A 14,727-nucleotide genomic window follows, 5' to 3' on the forward strand; every position below is an offset into this window, starting at 1 on the left:
ACCATCAGGCGGTTGCGGTCTTCGATGAAGGCCAGTTCCTTGCCGTCGGGCGAGAAGCTGGGCATGGTGCGCTCTACGGTGGTGGAGGGCAGCAGCACTTCCTCGTCAATCAGGGTGGCGTTGGCAAAGTTGGGGTCTTCCTTGCGGGCAATCCGGGCCAGGTAGAGCTGCCAGTTGCCGCCGCGTTCGCTGGCATAGGCCAGGGTGCGGCCGTCGGGGGCGAAGCCGCCGTCGGCTTCGGCCGCCGCGGTGCGCGTAATCTGCTTGGTGGTGGCATAGTCGGCCGAGGTGACGAACACTTCGCCGCGGACGATGAAGGCCACCTGGCTGCCGTCGGCCGAGGGAGTGGCCGACGTGGCGCCGCTTGTGAAGCTGAGGCGGGCCACGGCGTCGGCGTTGTCGCGGGTCAGGCTTATTTTCACCTTCTGCGGCTTGCCGTTGACGGTCTGCGTATAGATTTCGCCGTCGTAGGTGTAGCACAGCGTGCCTTTGGCCTGCGAGAGGAAGCGGACGGGGTGTGTCTTGAACGTGGTGACGGGCAGTACGCCTTGCGGGTTGTTCAGGCCCATGCGCCACACGTTGAACGTGCCCCCCTTGCGCTCGCTCAGGAAGTAGACTTCCGTGCCGTTGTCCGAGAGGACGGGGTTGCGGTCTTCGCCTGCGCGGTTGGTCAGGTTGGTGTGGCGGCCGGTGGCGGCATCGTAGCGCCAGATGTCGCGGGTGACGGACGAGGTGTGGTGCTTGCGCCATTCGTCCTCAAAGCCCTTGCGGTCCTGGTAGAGGAAGGAGCCGCTGCCGTCAGGCAGGAAGCAGACGGCTTCGGCGGGTGTGGCCAGCACCTGTTCGGTGCGTCCGCCCGCCACGGGCACGGCGTAGAGCTCGGTCATGGCCGAGGTGGGGAAGAGGGCGCTCGAGGCGGGGTCTTGCAGGGCGGCGTTGAAGTAGACCTTCTGTCCGTCGGGCGAGAAGGCGGTGGGCACTTCAGACGCCGAGTTGTAGGTCAGGCGCCGCGCGCTTCCGCCGTCGGCAGGCATCACGAAGACGTCCATGTTGCCGTAGCGGTCGCTGGCGAAGGCTATTTGTTTGCCGTCGGGCGACCATACGGGCGAGGCTTCGTAGGAAGCCTGCGAGGTGAGCCTTACGGCTTCGCCTCCTTGGGCATTCACTTTGTATAAGTCTCCTTGGTAACAGAATGCGATTTGTGTCCCGTCGGGCGAGATGCGTACGTCGCGCATCCAGAGCGGGGTGCCTGCCCAGGCGGCGGTTGCCGCCATCAGTCCCGCCAGTAAGCTGCCAATTGATTTCTTCATAAAAGTAGGATTGATGTTATGTTTTGTATAGATATCAGCAAGAGACTGTTCAGTCTGTTTTTATAGTGGGCAAAGATAGCGAAAGGTGAGTGGAGAGGCAAACGAAAAACAGAGTTTTTCAGTTTGACTATCCCGAACCGCGGCCTGTCTTACCTAATCTGAAGATACTGAAAGGTGAGTGCAGAGGCAAATGAAAACGAAGTTTTCTGGTTTGACTGTGCCGACCGCATTCTGTCTTATCCAAATCCGAAGATAGGGAAAATGAGCAAAACACCTCAAAAAAACGGTTGAATATTTGGAACGTATCGCCGAAAGCCATATCTTTGCACCGCTTTTTAACAGAAAGCACCTGAAGTTTGGACTATGGTGTAATGGTAGCACAACAGGTTTTGGTTCTGTTTGTCCAGGTTCGAAGTTCCTTGCGAATGCCGGAGTTTTTGTTTGTATAGGCGCCGAATCTTCCCTTCCTTTACATTTTGACACTTTGACTTGGCCGATGCGCGAGAATCGCTTATTTCGGCCTTCCGCCCGGCTTGCGCCGAAAAACGGAAGCGGAAATCCATAACCGTCTGCATGGCAGGCGGATAGCGAAATCCTTACATTTGAAAGAGCGGAAAAAGTGGCTCCCGGGGGAGGAAAACACCCCCTTCCCGCCTCCCAAAAGGCACTTTGGAGGAGCCGGCTTCCCTTCCGGGAGGCCGTAACAAGGTTTCCCGGCGCTCCGCACAAGCATTCCGGGTGTTCCGCACAAGCAATCTGCGCGGACGGAGCAAGCATTGCCGGCAGGCGGAACAAGCATTGTCGGCGGACGGAGCTTGCACGGTGGCCGCTCCGGACACGACGAAGGCGCCTTTCCGGCCTCTGTTTCGCGCTTTCCGAGGAAAGGCCGTGTCAGCCGAAATTGCCTTTTGCAGGCATTTTGCAAGCGTTTTGCGGATATTTTGAGCAAACTGCAAATCCGTTTCCACTCTTGTGGGTCGTTGTCGGTGTTTTATGGTGCCCACTGCCTCGTCCAGAAATGGATGCGTACGCTTGGAGACGGCTCCGCTATGAAAGAAAGTTTGCCCGGAGGAAAAGCTTGTTCGGATTATATTCGTATATTTGCTACATTCGAGGAAGATTTGCATGATTTTAAATGATTGGTACTTATGAAAGACATGGAAAAAACGATAGGTCCGCTCGTCGACAAACAGAAGGTCGCATTTATAGGTTCGGTCGGCCAGGACGGTTTCCCTTATGTGAAGGCCATGCTTGCTCCCCGCAAGCGCGAAGGTATCCGGGTGTTCTATTTCACGACCAATACCCACTCGATGCGTGTGGACCAATACCGGAAGAACGCGAAGGCCTGCATCTATTTTTGCGACAAGCGTTTCTTCCGCGGCGTGATGCTGAGGGGAACCATGGAGGTGTTGACCGATGCCGTGCACAAGGAAATGATTTGGCAGGAAGGCGACACGATGTATTATAAGGAAGGGGTGGGCGACCCCGACTATTGCGTTTTGCGTTTCACTGCCACCGACGGGCGTTACTATCGCGACTTCTCGTCTGAAGATTTCACAGTCTGCCCTTGATTTCGTCACCTCGGCGATGCCCGGTGAGGCTCTGGGACGGAGCTCCGGTTCCCCGGGGTGAAGCCGGAGCTTTTGCCCGTACTGGCGGCTTCATGCCCCTGCCTTGCCTTAACGCTTGGTCATGGCAATCATGAACGTGATGGCCACGATTGAAATCAGGATGCCGACGACGATGTTGGCCGTCAGCGTCTCGCCGAAGACCAGCGTTCCCACCAGGATGGCCGTGACGGGCTCGAACACGCCGAGCACGGACGCCTTGGTGGCCCCGATGTTGCGGGTGGCGATGGCCAGCGTGGCGGTGGACACCACCGTGGGCAGCAGGGCCAGCCCGAGCAGGCTCAGCCAGGCCGTATGGCCCGTCAGCCCGGTGGTTATCTCGGCGTCAGACATCATGATTTTGCCGAAGAAGATGACGGCCCCCACCGAGAGGGCGTAGAAGGTCAGGAGGCTGTTCGGTATGCTGCCGATGGCCTTGTTGCGGTTGATGATGACAATGAACAGTGCATAGACCAGGGCCGAACCTAAGGAGAGAAGGACACCGGTCGGGTCGGCCGCCTGCGACGAGCCGTTTTGCGTCATGATGACCACCCCGGCAAACGTCGCTACGATGGAGAGCCACACCGGCCACGAAGGAACCACGCGCAGAAAGACCATGATGATGGCCACCAGGACCGGATAGAGGAAGATGATGGTGGTGGCCAGCCCGGAGGCAATGTAGTTGTAGGCCTCGAACAGGAAAATGCTGCTGGACGTATAGAGCAGGCCGAGCACGAGCAGTACGCCCGCCTGCTTCCACGAAATGCGGAAACTCTGCCTGCGCAGCAGCAGAAAGGCGCCCAGAAGCAGCACGGCAATGGCGTAGCGGAAGAACAGGATGGATTCAATCGGGGCGCCGTCCCTCATCAGGGGGACACCGAACAGGGGATTCAGGCCGTAAGTGATGCCGGTGATGATGCCGGCCGGATAACCGATGATTGCATTGCGACTGAGGGGCTTCATGGAGGTGTAATGTAAAGTAAAGATTTTAAGTTTTGCATGTAATACTTCCCTGGAAGCTAAGAAGTTATAGAAGTTCTCACTTCGCTTTGCCCTGTTGGAAGTTAAAGCCGGTAGTCTTGCAAAAGGGAACATTGGCAGTAACAGGTCTATTGGCCTTTGACTCCCAAGCCCGCCCTGGTGGGCGATAACTTCTTCTAACTCCTTTAACTTCTGCAAGTTTCGCACTTGCGAAACTTGAGTAAAGTTTTTATCGGGGCGCAAAATTACACAAAATCCCGCAAGAGTGTACTCCGCACGGCCGCCAACTCTATTTTTCTGCCTGCCCTGATGGTAAATCGGCGTTTTTTCGCTATGTTTGTGTGACAATAACGAATAAGGAACCAATTTAGCAACGACCGAATATGAAATTTATCTCCTGGAATGTGAACGGGCTCCGCGCCTGTAAGGACAAAGGCTTCGGCGAAGCCTTCCAACGGCTGGATGCCGACTTCTTCTGCCTGCAAGAGACCAAGATGCAGGAAGGACAGCTGGACCTGCAATTCGACGGCTACGCCTCTTACTGGAATTATGCCGAAAAGAAAGGCTACTCGGGCACGGCCATCTATACGCGCCACCAGCCCCTGGGCGTCAGCTACGGCATCGACCTGGAGCATCACGACAAGGAGGGCCGCGTCATCACGCTGGAGATGCCGGACTTCTACCTTGTCACCGTCTACACGCCCAACTCGCAGGACGAGCTGCGCCGGCTGGACTACCGCATGACGTGGGAAGACGACTTCCGCGCCTACCTGCTGAAGCTCGACGCCTCGAAGCCCGTCATCGTGTGCGGCGACCTGAACGTGGCCCATCAGGAAATAGACCTGAAGAACCCCAAGACCAACCGCCGCAACGCGGGTTTCACGGACGAGGAGCGTGCCAAGTTCACCGTTCTGCTGGAAAGCGGCTTCACCGACACCTTCCGCTACTTCTACCCCGACCGGAAGGACATCTACTCCTGGTGGTCCTACCGCTTCCGTGCGCGCGAGAAGAACGCGGGCTGGCGCATCGACTACTTCCTCGTCTCCAACCGCCTGCGCGGGAAACTGACAGACGCCAAAATCCATACGGACATTTATGGTTCGGACCATTGTCCGGTGGAAGTGGACGTGCAGTTTTAAGTTTTGGATGGTAATGGCGTATATTTGTACAAAAACGTACGTTTTCTCCGTTTACTTTTGCTACTTTTGCATCGTGTACGTAAACGGGGCGCGCGTCGGATAACCTTAAATGAAGGTAGTGATGAGAAAAGTTAGGTAAGGCAGGCCGCCCGAACGTATATATAGAAGCGGTATGTGCCGCACGATGTCGGACTATGAATATCACTATTTTCTAACTTATAATTATTATAACACTATGAATCAGTATTTGAATTTCTCATTGGAAGGTAAGGTGGCGCTCGTAACAGGTGCTTCTTACGGTATCGGTTTTGCCATCGCTTCTGCTTTCGCAGAACAGGGTGCAACCATTTGCTTCAACGACATCAATCAGGAACTGGTAAATAAAGGTCTGGCCGCCTACGCAGAGAAGGGCATCAAGGTACACGGCTATGTGTGCGACGTAACCGACGAACCTGCCGTACAGGCTATGGTTGCCCAGATTGAAAAAGAAGTGGGTACGATTGACATCCTCGTGAACAATGCCGGCATCATCCGCCGTGTGCCCATGCACGAGATGGAAGCAGCCGATTTCCGCCGCGTCATCGACATCGACCTGAACGCTCCCTTCATCGTATCGAAGGCCGTACTGCCTGCCATGATGAAGAAAGGCCACGGCAAGATTATCAACATCTGCTCCATGATGTCCGAACTGGGACGCGAAACCGTATCGGCCTATGCAGCCGCCAAGGGTGGCCTGAAGATGCTCACCCGCAACATCTGCTCCGAATACGGCGAATACAACATCCAGTGCAACGGCATCGGCCCGGGCTACATCGCAACTCCGCAGACCGCTCCGCTCCGCGAAAAGCAACCCGACGGCAGCCGTCATCCGTTCGATTCGTTCATCTGCGCCAAGACTCCCGCAGGCCGCTGGCTCGACCCGCAGGAACTGACCGGTCCTGCCGTGTTCCTGGCTTCCGAGGCTTCGAATGCAGTCAACGGACACATCCTCTACGTAGACGGCGGTATCCTGGCTTACATCGGCAAGCAACCCAAATAAATCGTGTAACCGAATAATAAGGTGGTAAAAAGCGGTGGAAAAACCGCATTGCCACCTTATTTTTTTAGTCCGCACGGAGTTTACCGGTCGTAGCGGACTTTCTTAAAAAGCTATTTATTATGAAGAAACTCTTTCTATTCAGCATGGCAGCACTCTTCTGCTGGTCATGCGCCGACAACAGCACATCCCTTACAGTTCAGGTGACCAACCCGCTGGACATGGAACGTTCCGGCGAGATGGTAGAGGTCTCTATGGCCGAAGTCTCTTCCCGTCTGAAACTGGCCGATACGGCCCAAGTCGTGGTGCTGGACGAAGAGGGTGCCCAGGTGCCCTATCAGATGACCTATGACGAGAAACTGATTTTCCCTGCCCGGGTGGGAGCCAACGGCTCCGCTTCCTACACCATCCAGCCGGGTACGCCCCAGGATGTGGAAGTGAAAGCCTGCGGCCGCCAGTATCCGGAACGTGCGGACGACATGGCGTGGGAGAACGACCTGGTGGCCTTCCGTGCCTATGGTCCTGCCCTCCAGGCCCGGGGCGAACGCGGCTTCGGCTACGACCTCTTCACGAAGTATAACACCACCGAGCCCGTACTGGAGGAGATGTATGCCAAGGAATTGGACCCAGAGTCCTGGAAGAAGGTCAACGAACTGAGAAAGACCGACCCGAAGGCTGCCGACGAGCTGGTGAAGACGTTCTCCTACCACGTAGACCACGGTTACGGCATGGACTGCTATGCCGTAGGCCCCACGCTGGGTGCCGGCGTGGCCGCACTGATGGTGGGCGACACTATCCTCTATCCGTGGTGCTATAAGGATTATGAGATTCTGGACAACGGCCCGCTTCGCTTCACGGTGAAGCTGGTGTTCAATCCGATGACGGTAAAAGGTGACAGCACGGTGGTTGAAACCCGTGTCATCACGCTGGATGCGGGGCAACGCCTGAACCGTACGGCTGTTTCCTATACCAACCTCAAGGAGGCGCTGCCGGTGGTGACAGGCATCGTTCTGCACGAGCCGGACGGAGCCGTCGTGGCCGACGCGCAGGCCGGATACATGACGTATGTAGACCCCACTACCGGACCTGACAACGGCAAGATATTCATGGGAGCTGCCTTCCCGGCCGATGTGAAGGAGGCCAAGACAGTGCTCTTCCCGGCCGAGGAGAAGAAGATGCGCAACAATGCCGACGGACACGTGCTGGCTGTGAGCGACTACGAGCCCGGTTCGGAGTACGTCTACTACTGGGGTTTTGCCTGGGACAAGGCCGACATCAAGACACCCGACGCGTGGAATCACTATATGGCAGATTTTGCCCGTAAGCTGCGCAATCCGCTGAAGGTGGAAGTGAAATAGGACTTTGCGGCTGACTCTGACAGATGTGAAGATGCCCGCTTGCGACACGGATGTGCGCAGGCGGGCATCTCTTTATGGCCAGTGGATTACAGCAGCCTGAACTCATAACCCTCTTCCTTCAGGAAGTTGATGGCGCGGGGGAGGGCGTATTGCAGGTTGCCGTTGTTCCACGACTTGAGAGAATCGTGGAAGGTGATGATGGAACCGTTGCGGGCGTAGCGCATGACGTTGGCCAGCACCTGGGGCCCGCGCAGTTTCTTGCTGTAGTCGCGGGTGACAAGGTCCCACATGATAATCTTGTATTTGCTTTTCAGCACCATGTACTGTGCCCATCCCATGTGTCCGTGGGGAGGACGGAAGAGGAGGGGGCGCAGGGCCTTGTCGGTGATTTCGGGCTCACAGATGGAGCACATGAAGTCGTAGGCTTCTTCGGTGTTCTCCAGATAACTGTATGAGGTAAAGTATTTCCGGCTGAAGCCACGGATGTGGTTGAAGGTGTGGTTACCGATGCGGTGGCCGCGCTCCACTACCATGCGGAAGATGTCGGGATGCTTGCGTATGTTGTCGCCCACCATGAAGAAGGTAGCCTTTATGCCGTGCTGGTCCAGCAGGTCGAGCACCCAAGGGGTGACTTCGGGGATGGGGCCGTCGTCGAAGGTCAGATAGACGGCCTTCTCGTCGGGATTGATCCGCCACAGGGCACTGGGATACAGTTTGCGGAATAACTTGGGGGGCTGCTCGATGAACATGGTTAGCGGTTAGTGGTTAGCGGTTAGTGGTTAGTGGTTAGCGATTAGTATCCATTCCTCTACTAACCGCTAACCACTCACCGTTCACCGCTACTATTGTCCTTTCATTCGGTCTACATACATATTATACAGTTCCTCTACCTTGGGTTCGTAGATGTCGGCCAGCTTGGAGTGGTACTGCTTCATTATCTTCACTTCGCGGTCCAGAATGGCCCAGTTGTACTCGTACTCGCGTACACTGTACATGAAGCGTTTCTCGTCCAGGCTGAGGTACCAGGTGAGGTACTCCACGGACTTGTCGGCCAGAACCTGCATCATGCTGTCGGCCTTCTCGGTCTCGCCCAGCTGGTAGTAGGCTTCGGCCATCTGTACGGCACCGTTCTGCCAGTCGTAGGGGACGTTGCAGGCAGGTATCATCTTCTCGGCGTAGTCCAGCGCGGCCTTGGCCTTGGCCTTCTTGCCTTCCTTCATCAACTGCGCGACGAGCTGTGAGAAGATGCGGCGGTGGGAGTAGCACATGCGCATGGCGTTCTCGTCGATGTAGATGCCGGGCTTGTCGATGCCTCCGTACTTGAACTTGTTCATCAGGTTGTCGTACATCTTCTCGCTGTCGATGCTGACACCGGTCTTGGTGTTGTCGAACGGCGTGAAGCGGTAGGCCAGACCTTCCTGGATGAAGTGGTTGGCCATGCCCAGCTGGTTTTCCTGTCCTACGCTGATGGCGATGTAGATGGGGCGTTCCCAGTTGGCCTCGGAGAGCATTTCGAGCATCATCAGCTCACTCTTGTAGAGGGCGCGTTTGCCCTTGAGCGAGATGTGCATGTAGTCGGGGATGGAATCGCCCGGAATCAGCATGCCGCTGCGGCGCACGGCTTCCTTGTCCACCTTGATGACGATGCTGTCCGTAGGTATCACCTTCAGGTCGTCGTTCTTGCTGCGCACCCAGTTGTTCAGGATGTTCTTCAGCTCGTAGGGATTGTCTCCGAACTCCTTCTTTACGTTCACCAGCGCTTCGCCCTGGCCGTTGAGGGCCTGCTTCTCGGCCTCGGCGTAGAGGGCGTCGATGCTCTTCTTGTACTCGGGACGGACGGGGATGTATTCGTTGGTGCCTTCCACGTACTCCATGCGGTCCCACGTGATGGGCAGCGAGGGAGAGTCGTAGGCCGGACGCTTCATCTGGTCGATGTACCAGTCGGTCTGCAAGTAGGAGAGGTTGCAGGTGCGGGCGTCGGTGCGGAAGCCTTCGGTCTCCTGGTTGTACCAGAGGGGGAAGGTGTCGTTGTCGCCGTTGGTATAGATGATGGGGTTGCCCGTCTCCTGGAGGGACATCAGGTAGTTCTGGCCGAAGTCGCGCGCCATGTAGCGGTCGCTGCGGTCGTGGTCGTCCCACGTCTGGCTGGCCATTTGGATGGGCACGAGCAGACAGATTACGGAGACGATGAGGGCCACGACGGGTGAAGGCTTCATGTCGGACGGCGGCAGGGTGCCTGCGGCCGCGGCTGCAAGTTCCTCTTTCGTCCATTCTTTCTTCTCGCGTTTGGCTGTCAGCTTGCTCACCAGCTGTATCAGTCCCGTCACGCCCATGCCTATCCAGATGGCGAAGGCGTAGAAGGAGCCTGCGAAGGCATAGTCGCGTTCGCGCGGCTGGCTGGGCGTCTGGTTCAGGTAGAGCACGATGGCGATACCCGTCATGAAGAACAGGAAGAACACCACCCAGAACTGCTGGATGCCCTTCTGTCCGCGGTAGGCTTGCCACAGCAGGCCGATGATGCCCAGCAGCAGCGGCAGTCCGTAGAAGACGTTGTGTCCCTTGTTGTCCTTCAGTTCGGCGGGCAGCAGTTCCTGGTTGCCCACCAGCAGGTTGTCTATGAAGTCGAAGCCCGTTATCCAGTTGCCGTGCTCAATCTCGCCGAAGCCCTGGATGTCGTTCTGACGGCCCACAAAGTTCCACATGAAGTAGCGCCAGTACATCCAGTTGAGCTGGTAGGAGAAGAAGAACTTGATGTTCTCCCACTGCGTGGGCATGGTCACCATGACCATCTCGCCGCACTTGTCGTAGGGCACCTCGTAGCCTTTGATGTCCTGCCACGACTGGTACTGGTCGGCGTGCAGGCTGCTGTACATGCGCGGGAAGAGCATGTTCTGGGCGTATTCGTACTCGATGCGTCCGGGTATCTCCACGTAGCTGTCCTTCTCGTCGGGCGTGGCCTTCTCCTTGCGGATGAACTTGGTGCCGTTATACGAGATGCGGGGCTCGCAATATCCGTCCTTCACGTCCAGAGCCACCTGCGACGAATAGGCGGGGCCGTAGAACAGCGGGCGTGTGCCGTACTGCTCGCGTCCCAGGTATTCGCCCAGGGTGAAGATGTCTTCGGGCGAGTTCTGGTCCATCGGCGTGTTGGCCGTGGAGCGGATGACGATGAGCGCGTAGGACGAGTAGCCGATGACCATCATCATGGTGCAGAGCAGGGCCGTGTTCAGCGTGCGTGCGCTGACGCGGTACTTCTCCTTCATGCCAGCCTGTGCCTTGGGATTGAGGTAGAGCCACAGCAGGGCAATGACGATGAGTCCGATGACTACCGACCCGCCGCCGTGTCCGTAGAAGGGGATGCCCAGCATGGCGATGGTGAGGATGAACGACACGGCCATGCGCAGCTTGTTCCGTTCGGTATAGGTTTCGTACACACCCCACACCAGGCTGGCGGCCAGCAGGATGATGTAGACGATGACGCCCGTATTGAACGGCAGGCCCAGGCCGTTGACGAACAGCAGCTCGAACCATCCGCCCACCTTCACGATGCCCGGCACGATGCCGTAGAGCACCACGCCCACCAGCACCATGGACCCCAGCAGGGCCAGCAGCGAGCCTTTGGCGTTGGCGTTGGGAACCTTCTTATAGTAGTAGACCAGCACGATGGCGGGCAGGCACAGCAGGTTGAGCAGGTGCACGCCGATGCTGAGGCCCGTCATGTAGGCAATCAGTACCAGCCAGCGGTCGCTGTGGGGCTGGTCGGCCACGTCTTCCCACTTCAGGATGAGCCAGAACACCAGGGCGGTGAACAGTGACGAATAGGCGTAAACCTCGCCCTCGACGGCGCTGAACCAGAAGGTGTCGCTGAACGTGTAGGCCATGGCGCCCACCAGTCCGCTGCCCATTACGGTCACCAGCTGTCCGCGCGTGACGGCGGCCATGTCCTTGATGACGAGTTTGCGCACCAGGTGCGTGATGGTCCAGAACAGGAACATGATGCACGCGCCGCTCATCAGGGCGCTCATGTAGTTCACCATCTTGGCCACCTGTGAAGGGTCGGAAGCGAACAGGGTGAAGAGGTTGCCCGTGAGCATGAAGAACGGGTTGCCGGGCGGGTGTCCCACTTCGAGCTTGTAGGCGCTTGTGATGAACTCGGGGCAGTCCCAGAAGCTGGCGGTCGGCTCAATGGTCATGCAGTAGACGGTCGCCGCGATGAGGAACGTAATCCACCCCACGAGGTTGTTTACGGTTTTGTACTGTTTCATTCGGATGAAATCTGTTAGATGTTTAATTTTACGATTTCGGTATATATGGCCGCAAAGATAATGATTTCCCTTCTAAATGAGTGGCAAGGGGGGTGATTATTAGTATTGGTTAAGGGTTGGGGGCGGTTGCGGCGCGTTCCGGCTGCCCCTTTCGGGCCGTGCAAGCATCGTCCGCACACCGTGCAAGCATCGTCCGCGCACCGTGCAAGCATCGTCCGCGCACCGTGCAGGCATCGTCCGCGCACCGTGCAGGCATTGTCCGCGCACCGTGCCGGGAGCTGCCCGGAGGGGCCGGAGACGGCTGCCGGCGGTCAGGAGGCTGACTCGTCGGGGTGGTGGTGATGGTGCTCGCCCAGGATGCGGTGGGGCAGGGAGCCGTGTCCCAGCAGCTCGATGGGGCAGTTGAAGTGCTGTTCCAGCCAGGGGCCCGTGACGCACTCGGTGGAGGGATGGTAGTCCAGCGTGCCGTTGACGCAGGCCACGGACTTGACCTGTTGCAGGATGGTGCCGATGTCGTGGCTGACGAGGATGATGGCACAGTTGCGGTTGATTTCGGCCAGGAGTTGGTAGAGGCGTGCCTCGAACCGTTTGTCGATGTAGGTACTGGGTTCGTCCAGTATCAGCACTTCGGGGTCGGAGATGACGGCCCGCCCCAGCAGGGCGCGTTGCAGCTGTCCGCCGCTCAGTGCGCCCACGGGGCGCCGCTCCAGGCCTTCCAGCCCCATGCGGGCAATGACTTCGCGGGCCAGCTGCCGTTGCTTGTCGCCGAAGCGTGCGGCCAGCGGCATCTGTCCGCTCAGGCCGGAGAGCACCACTTCCTCTACGGTGATGGGAAATTTGCGGTCGATGGTGCTGTACTGGGGCAGGTAGCCCATGGTCAGCGTGGGGCGTCCCTCGCGGCGCGGGGTGAAGGTTATCCGGCCTCCGGTGGGCTGCAGCAGTCCCAGGATGCAGCGGATGAGGGTGGTCTTTCCGCCGCCGTTGGGGCCGATGATGCCCAGAAAGTCGCGCTCGTAGACGCTGAGGTTGACGTCGTGCAGGACGGTGCGGCCGTCGTAGCCCGCGCTGAGGTTGTTTATTTCGATGATGGAGTCCATGAGGTAAGTGGGAATTGGGAATGGATAATGGAAAGTTGATAATTGGGAATGGGGAATGAAAGCGGGGAATGGATGTGCATTGTTCGTCCTCCATTCTCCCTTGTCGCGGTTCATTCTTCCTTTATACGTTCTCAATCCTCCCTTATTAAAGCCCGCGCGGTCTTCATCATCTCCTCCTGCCAGTCGTAGGCCAGGGGGTTGATGTCCACCACTTGCGTGCCGGTCTGCCGGGCTATGACTTCGGCGTTGCGGCGGTCGAACTCGGGCTGCACGAAGACGACGTGCACGCCCTCCTCCTTGCACAGGCCGATGAGTTCCTTCAGGTGGGCGGGCGACGGCTCCTTGCCTGCGGCTTCGATGGGTATCTGGGTGAGGCCGTAGTCGCGGGCAAAGTAGGAGAGGGCGGGGTGGTAAATCATGAAGGCGCGGTCGGCCTGTGGTGTTGACAGCATGGCGCAGATGAGGCTGTCCGTCTGTTCCAGGCGGCGGCAGAGGCTGTCGTAGCGTTGCAGGTAGACTTCCTCGCGGTTCTTGTTGAGTGCGCGCAGGGCGCTGAGTATGTTGCCGGCAATAATCTGTGCGTTGGCGGCCGAGTTCCAGATGTGGGGTTCCACACCCACGAGCTCGTCCGTCTGCTGTGCCTGGCTGTGTGCTTCTTCTTCCTCCCGATAGTTGCTGCCCGGCCCGTGCTGGTGGCGGTGGGCGTGCGTCTCGTCATAAATCAGGTCTACACCGCGCGAAAGGTCGAAAAACTGCAGGTGGGGGGCGTTGTCTGCCAGGCGGTCGGCCCATGTCTGCTCGAAGCCGATGTAGCCGATGCGGAAGAAGGCCTTGCTCTGTGAGAGTTCGGTCAGTTGCAGGGGCGTGGGGTCATAGGTTTCAGGGCTGCTGCCTTTGGGCACCATGCTCACCACGCGGTAGTCGTCGCCTGCAATGGCTTCGGTAAAGTAGCGCAGGGGTTCGATGGTGACCGTGATGACGGGCTTCTTGTCCGCCTCTTTATTGCGGTTGCCGCCGCCGGGCTTGCAGCCCACGGCCAGCAGGGGAATGAGTAGTAACAGTATCTTTTTCATATATCAAGTTCTTAAGCCTTTAAGTTCTTAAGTATTTTAGTCTTCAAGTTATTGAGGAGTCCGTTTGCATGAACTCTGAAATCAGAACCCTGAAACCGGGTTCATTGTTTTATCGCCCTCAGTATTTCCCGTTTCCCTCCGGGAGGGCCTGGCAGACGTTCTACGCGGAAGCCCACTGCCTGCAACAGCCGCCTGACGGCTCCCTTGGCGCAGTAGGTGGTGAGTATTCCGCCGGGGCTCATGAGGTGATGGAGCCGCCTGAACAGACTTTCGCTCCACATTTCGGGCTGCTTTTCGGGGGCGAAGGCGTCGAAGTAGACCACGGAGTAGGGTGAAGGATGAGGCGGGAGGAATGAAGAATGGCCTGCGGGCAGCGGAGGCTCTTCATTCTTCGTCCGTTGTTCTTCGGCCTCCAGCGCTTCGTTGGCATCTGCCAGCATCTTGTGCAGGGTGAACCAGGGTGTCAGGACAACGTCCTCGTCCCAAGGTGCGGTGTGCAGCGTCTTGAACAGCGGATGGCCGTTGTAGGGCAATGCTTCGGCCTCGGTCAGACTGAGGGGGTAGCGTTCTACGGTGGTGTAGTGCACCTTTCTGTGTTCCTTTTCGGCCTCTTCGAGCGTGAGCAGTGCGTTCAGTCCCGTGCCGAAGCCTATCTCGAGCACGCGGGGGCAGGGGTCGGCGGATGCCCTCAGTCCCATGTCGATGAACACGTGCTGCGACTCTGTGCGTGCCCCCTTCACCGAGTGGTAGTGCTCGTCCAGTTCAGGCACAAACAGGGTTGCGCTTCCGTCGTCGGTCTGTTCAATGAGTCTTTGCATCCGTTTTCCGTTGTTTAGTTTTTAAGTTTATAAGTTTTTGAGT

General features: G+C 57.7%; 11 protein-coding genes and 1 pseudogene. 5 read left to right on the plus strand and 7 right to left on the minus strand.

The annotated features are described in order from the left end of the window. Nucleotides 1–1,310: pseudogene (locus Q1Y74_RS08770) on the minus strand (peptidase S41); the annotation flags it as partial. A gap of 295 nt (nt 1,311–1,605) precedes the next feature. On the opposite strand from Q1Y74_RS08770, the gene Q1Y74_RS08775 reads away from it, so the two are divergent. Beyond that, nucleotides 1,606–1,875 carry a hypothetical protein gene (locus Q1Y74_RS08775; protein ID WP_300813877.1) on the plus strand — a complete coding sequence of 90 codons (270 nt, stop codon included), beginning with the start codon at nt 1,606–1,608 and terminating at the stop codon, nt 1,873–1,875. A gap of 583 nt (nt 1,876–2,458) precedes the next feature. Then, a complete protein-coding gene (locus tag Q1Y74_RS08780; protein ID WP_300813878.1) occupies nt 2,459–2,881 on the plus strand; it encodes a pyridoxamine 5'-phosphate oxidase family protein in 423 nt (140 codons plus the stop codon). A 108-nt stretch (nt 2,882–2,989) separates the two neighbouring features. On the opposite strand, the gene Q1Y74_RS08785 is transcribed toward Q1Y74_RS08780, so the two are convergent. Next, on the minus strand, nt 2,990–3,880 hold the full coding sequence (locus tag Q1Y74_RS08785; RefSeq protein WP_300813879.1) for a DMT family transporter: 891 nt from the start codon (nt 3,878–3,880) through the stop codon (nt 2,990–2,992). A gap of 401 nt (nt 3,881–4,281) precedes the next feature. Between Q1Y74_RS08785 and Q1Y74_RS08790 the strand changes: the two genes are divergently transcribed. The 3 genes from Q1Y74_RS08790 (at nt 4,282) to Q1Y74_RS08800 (ending at nt 7,431) form a co-directional block, all read left to right on the plus strand. Next, a complete protein-coding gene (locus tag Q1Y74_RS08790) occupies nt 4,282–5,037 on the plus strand; it encodes an exodeoxyribonuclease III (protein WP_300813880.1) in 756 nt (251 codons plus the stop codon). Between the two features lie 235 nt (nt 5,038–5,272). Further along, entirely contained in the window at nt 5,273–6,076 is an 804-nt protein-coding gene (locus Q1Y74_RS08795; RefSeq protein WP_022162778.1) for a gluconate 5-dehydrogenase, read from the plus strand. Nucleotides 6,077–6,195: 119 nt separating this feature from the next. After that, nucleotides 6,196–7,431: a DUF4861 domain-containing protein gene (locus Q1Y74_RS08800; RefSeq protein ID WP_300813881.1), complete on the plus strand. Its 1,236-nt coding sequence runs from the start codon at nt 6,196–6,198 to the stop codon at nt 7,429–7,431. A gap of 86 nt (nt 7,432–7,517) precedes the next feature. Here the strand turns inward: Q1Y74_RS08800 and Q1Y74_RS08805 are convergent, their stop codons facing one another. The 5 genes from Q1Y74_RS08805 to mnmD all read right to left on the minus strand — a co-directional run bounded on the left by Q1Y74_RS08805 (nt 7,518) and on the right by mnmD (nt 14,684). Next, nucleotides 7,518–8,180, minus strand: a complete 663-nt coding sequence (locus Q1Y74_RS08805; RefSeq protein ID WP_300813882.1) for a polysaccharide deacetylase family protein — start codon at nt 8,178–8,180, stop codon at nt 7,518–7,520. Between the two features lie 93 nt (nt 8,181–8,273). Then, nucleotides 8,274–11,696: a DUF2723 domain-containing protein gene (locus tag Q1Y74_RS08810; RefSeq protein WP_300813883.1), complete on the minus strand. Its 3,423-nt coding sequence runs from the start codon at nt 11,694–11,696 to the stop codon at nt 8,274–8,276. A 311-nt stretch (nt 11,697–12,007) separates the two neighbouring features. Beyond that, nucleotides 12,008–12,793 (minus strand): metal ABC transporter ATP-binding protein, encoded by a 786-nt coding sequence (locus Q1Y74_RS08815; RefSeq protein WP_300813884.1) that lies wholly within the window; start codon nt 12,791–12,793, stop codon nt 12,008–12,010. 131 nt (nt 12,794–12,924) lie between these two features. Beyond that, nucleotides 12,925–13,866, minus strand: coding sequence for a zinc ABC transporter substrate-binding protein (locus Q1Y74_RS08820; protein WP_300813885.1), 942 nt, complete (start codon nt 13,864–13,866; stop codon nt 12,925–12,927). 101 nt (nt 13,867–13,967) lie between these two features. Beyond that, the gene (gene mnmD / locus Q1Y74_RS08825; protein WP_300813886.1) at nt 13,968–14,684 is read right to left on the minus strand and encodes a tRNA (5-methylaminomethyl-2-thiouridine)(34)-methyltransferase MnmD; all 717 of its coding nucleotides are present in this window, start codon (nt 14,682–14,684) and stop codon (nt 13,968–13,970) included. Nucleotides 14,685–14,727 lie beyond the last annotated feature (43 nt).

The sequence above is a fragment of the uncultured Bacteroides sp. genome (assembly GCF_949298305.1).
GTDB lineage: Bacteria > Bacteroidota > Bacteroidia > Bacteroidales > Bacteroidaceae > Bacteroides.

Coding starts and splice junctions, on each gene's coding strand:
- Q1Y74_RS08805 (WP_300813882.1), bottom strand. CDS start 8,180: ATGTTCATCGAGCAGCCCCCCAAGTTATTCCGCAAACTGTATCCCAGT.
- mnmD (WP_300813886.1), bottom strand. CDS start 14,684: ATGCAAAGACTCATTGAACAGACCGACGACGGAAGCGCAACCCTGTTT.
- Q1Y74_RS08815 (WP_300813884.1), bottom strand. CDS start 12,793: ATGGACTCCATCATCGAAATAAACAACCTCAGCGCGGGCTACGACGGC.
- Q1Y74_RS08785 (WP_300813879.1), bottom strand. CDS start 3,880: ATGAAGCCCCTCAGTCGCAATGCAATCATCGGTTATCCGGCCGGCATC.
- Q1Y74_RS08820 (WP_300813885.1), bottom strand. CDS start 13,866: ATGAAAAAGATACTGTTACTACTCATTCCCCTGCTGGCCGTGGGCTGC.
- Q1Y74_RS08795 (WP_022162778.1), top strand. CDS start 5,273: ATGAATCAGTATTTGAATTTCTCATTGGAAGGTAAGGTGGCGCTCGTA.
- Q1Y74_RS08800 (WP_300813881.1), top strand. CDS start 6,196: ATGAAGAAACTCTTTCTATTCAGCATGGCAGCACTCTTCTGCTGGTCA.
- Q1Y74_RS08790 (WP_300813880.1), top strand. CDS start 4,282: ATGAAATTTATCTCCTGGAATGTGAACGGGCTCCGCGCCTGTAAGGAC.
- Q1Y74_RS08780 (WP_300813878.1), top strand. CDS start 2,459: ATGAAAGACATGGAAAAAACGATAGGTCCGCTCGTCGACAAACAGAAG.
- Q1Y74_RS08810 (WP_300813883.1), bottom strand. CDS start 11,696: ATGAAACAGTACAAAACCGTAAACAACCTCGTGGGGTGGATTACGTTC.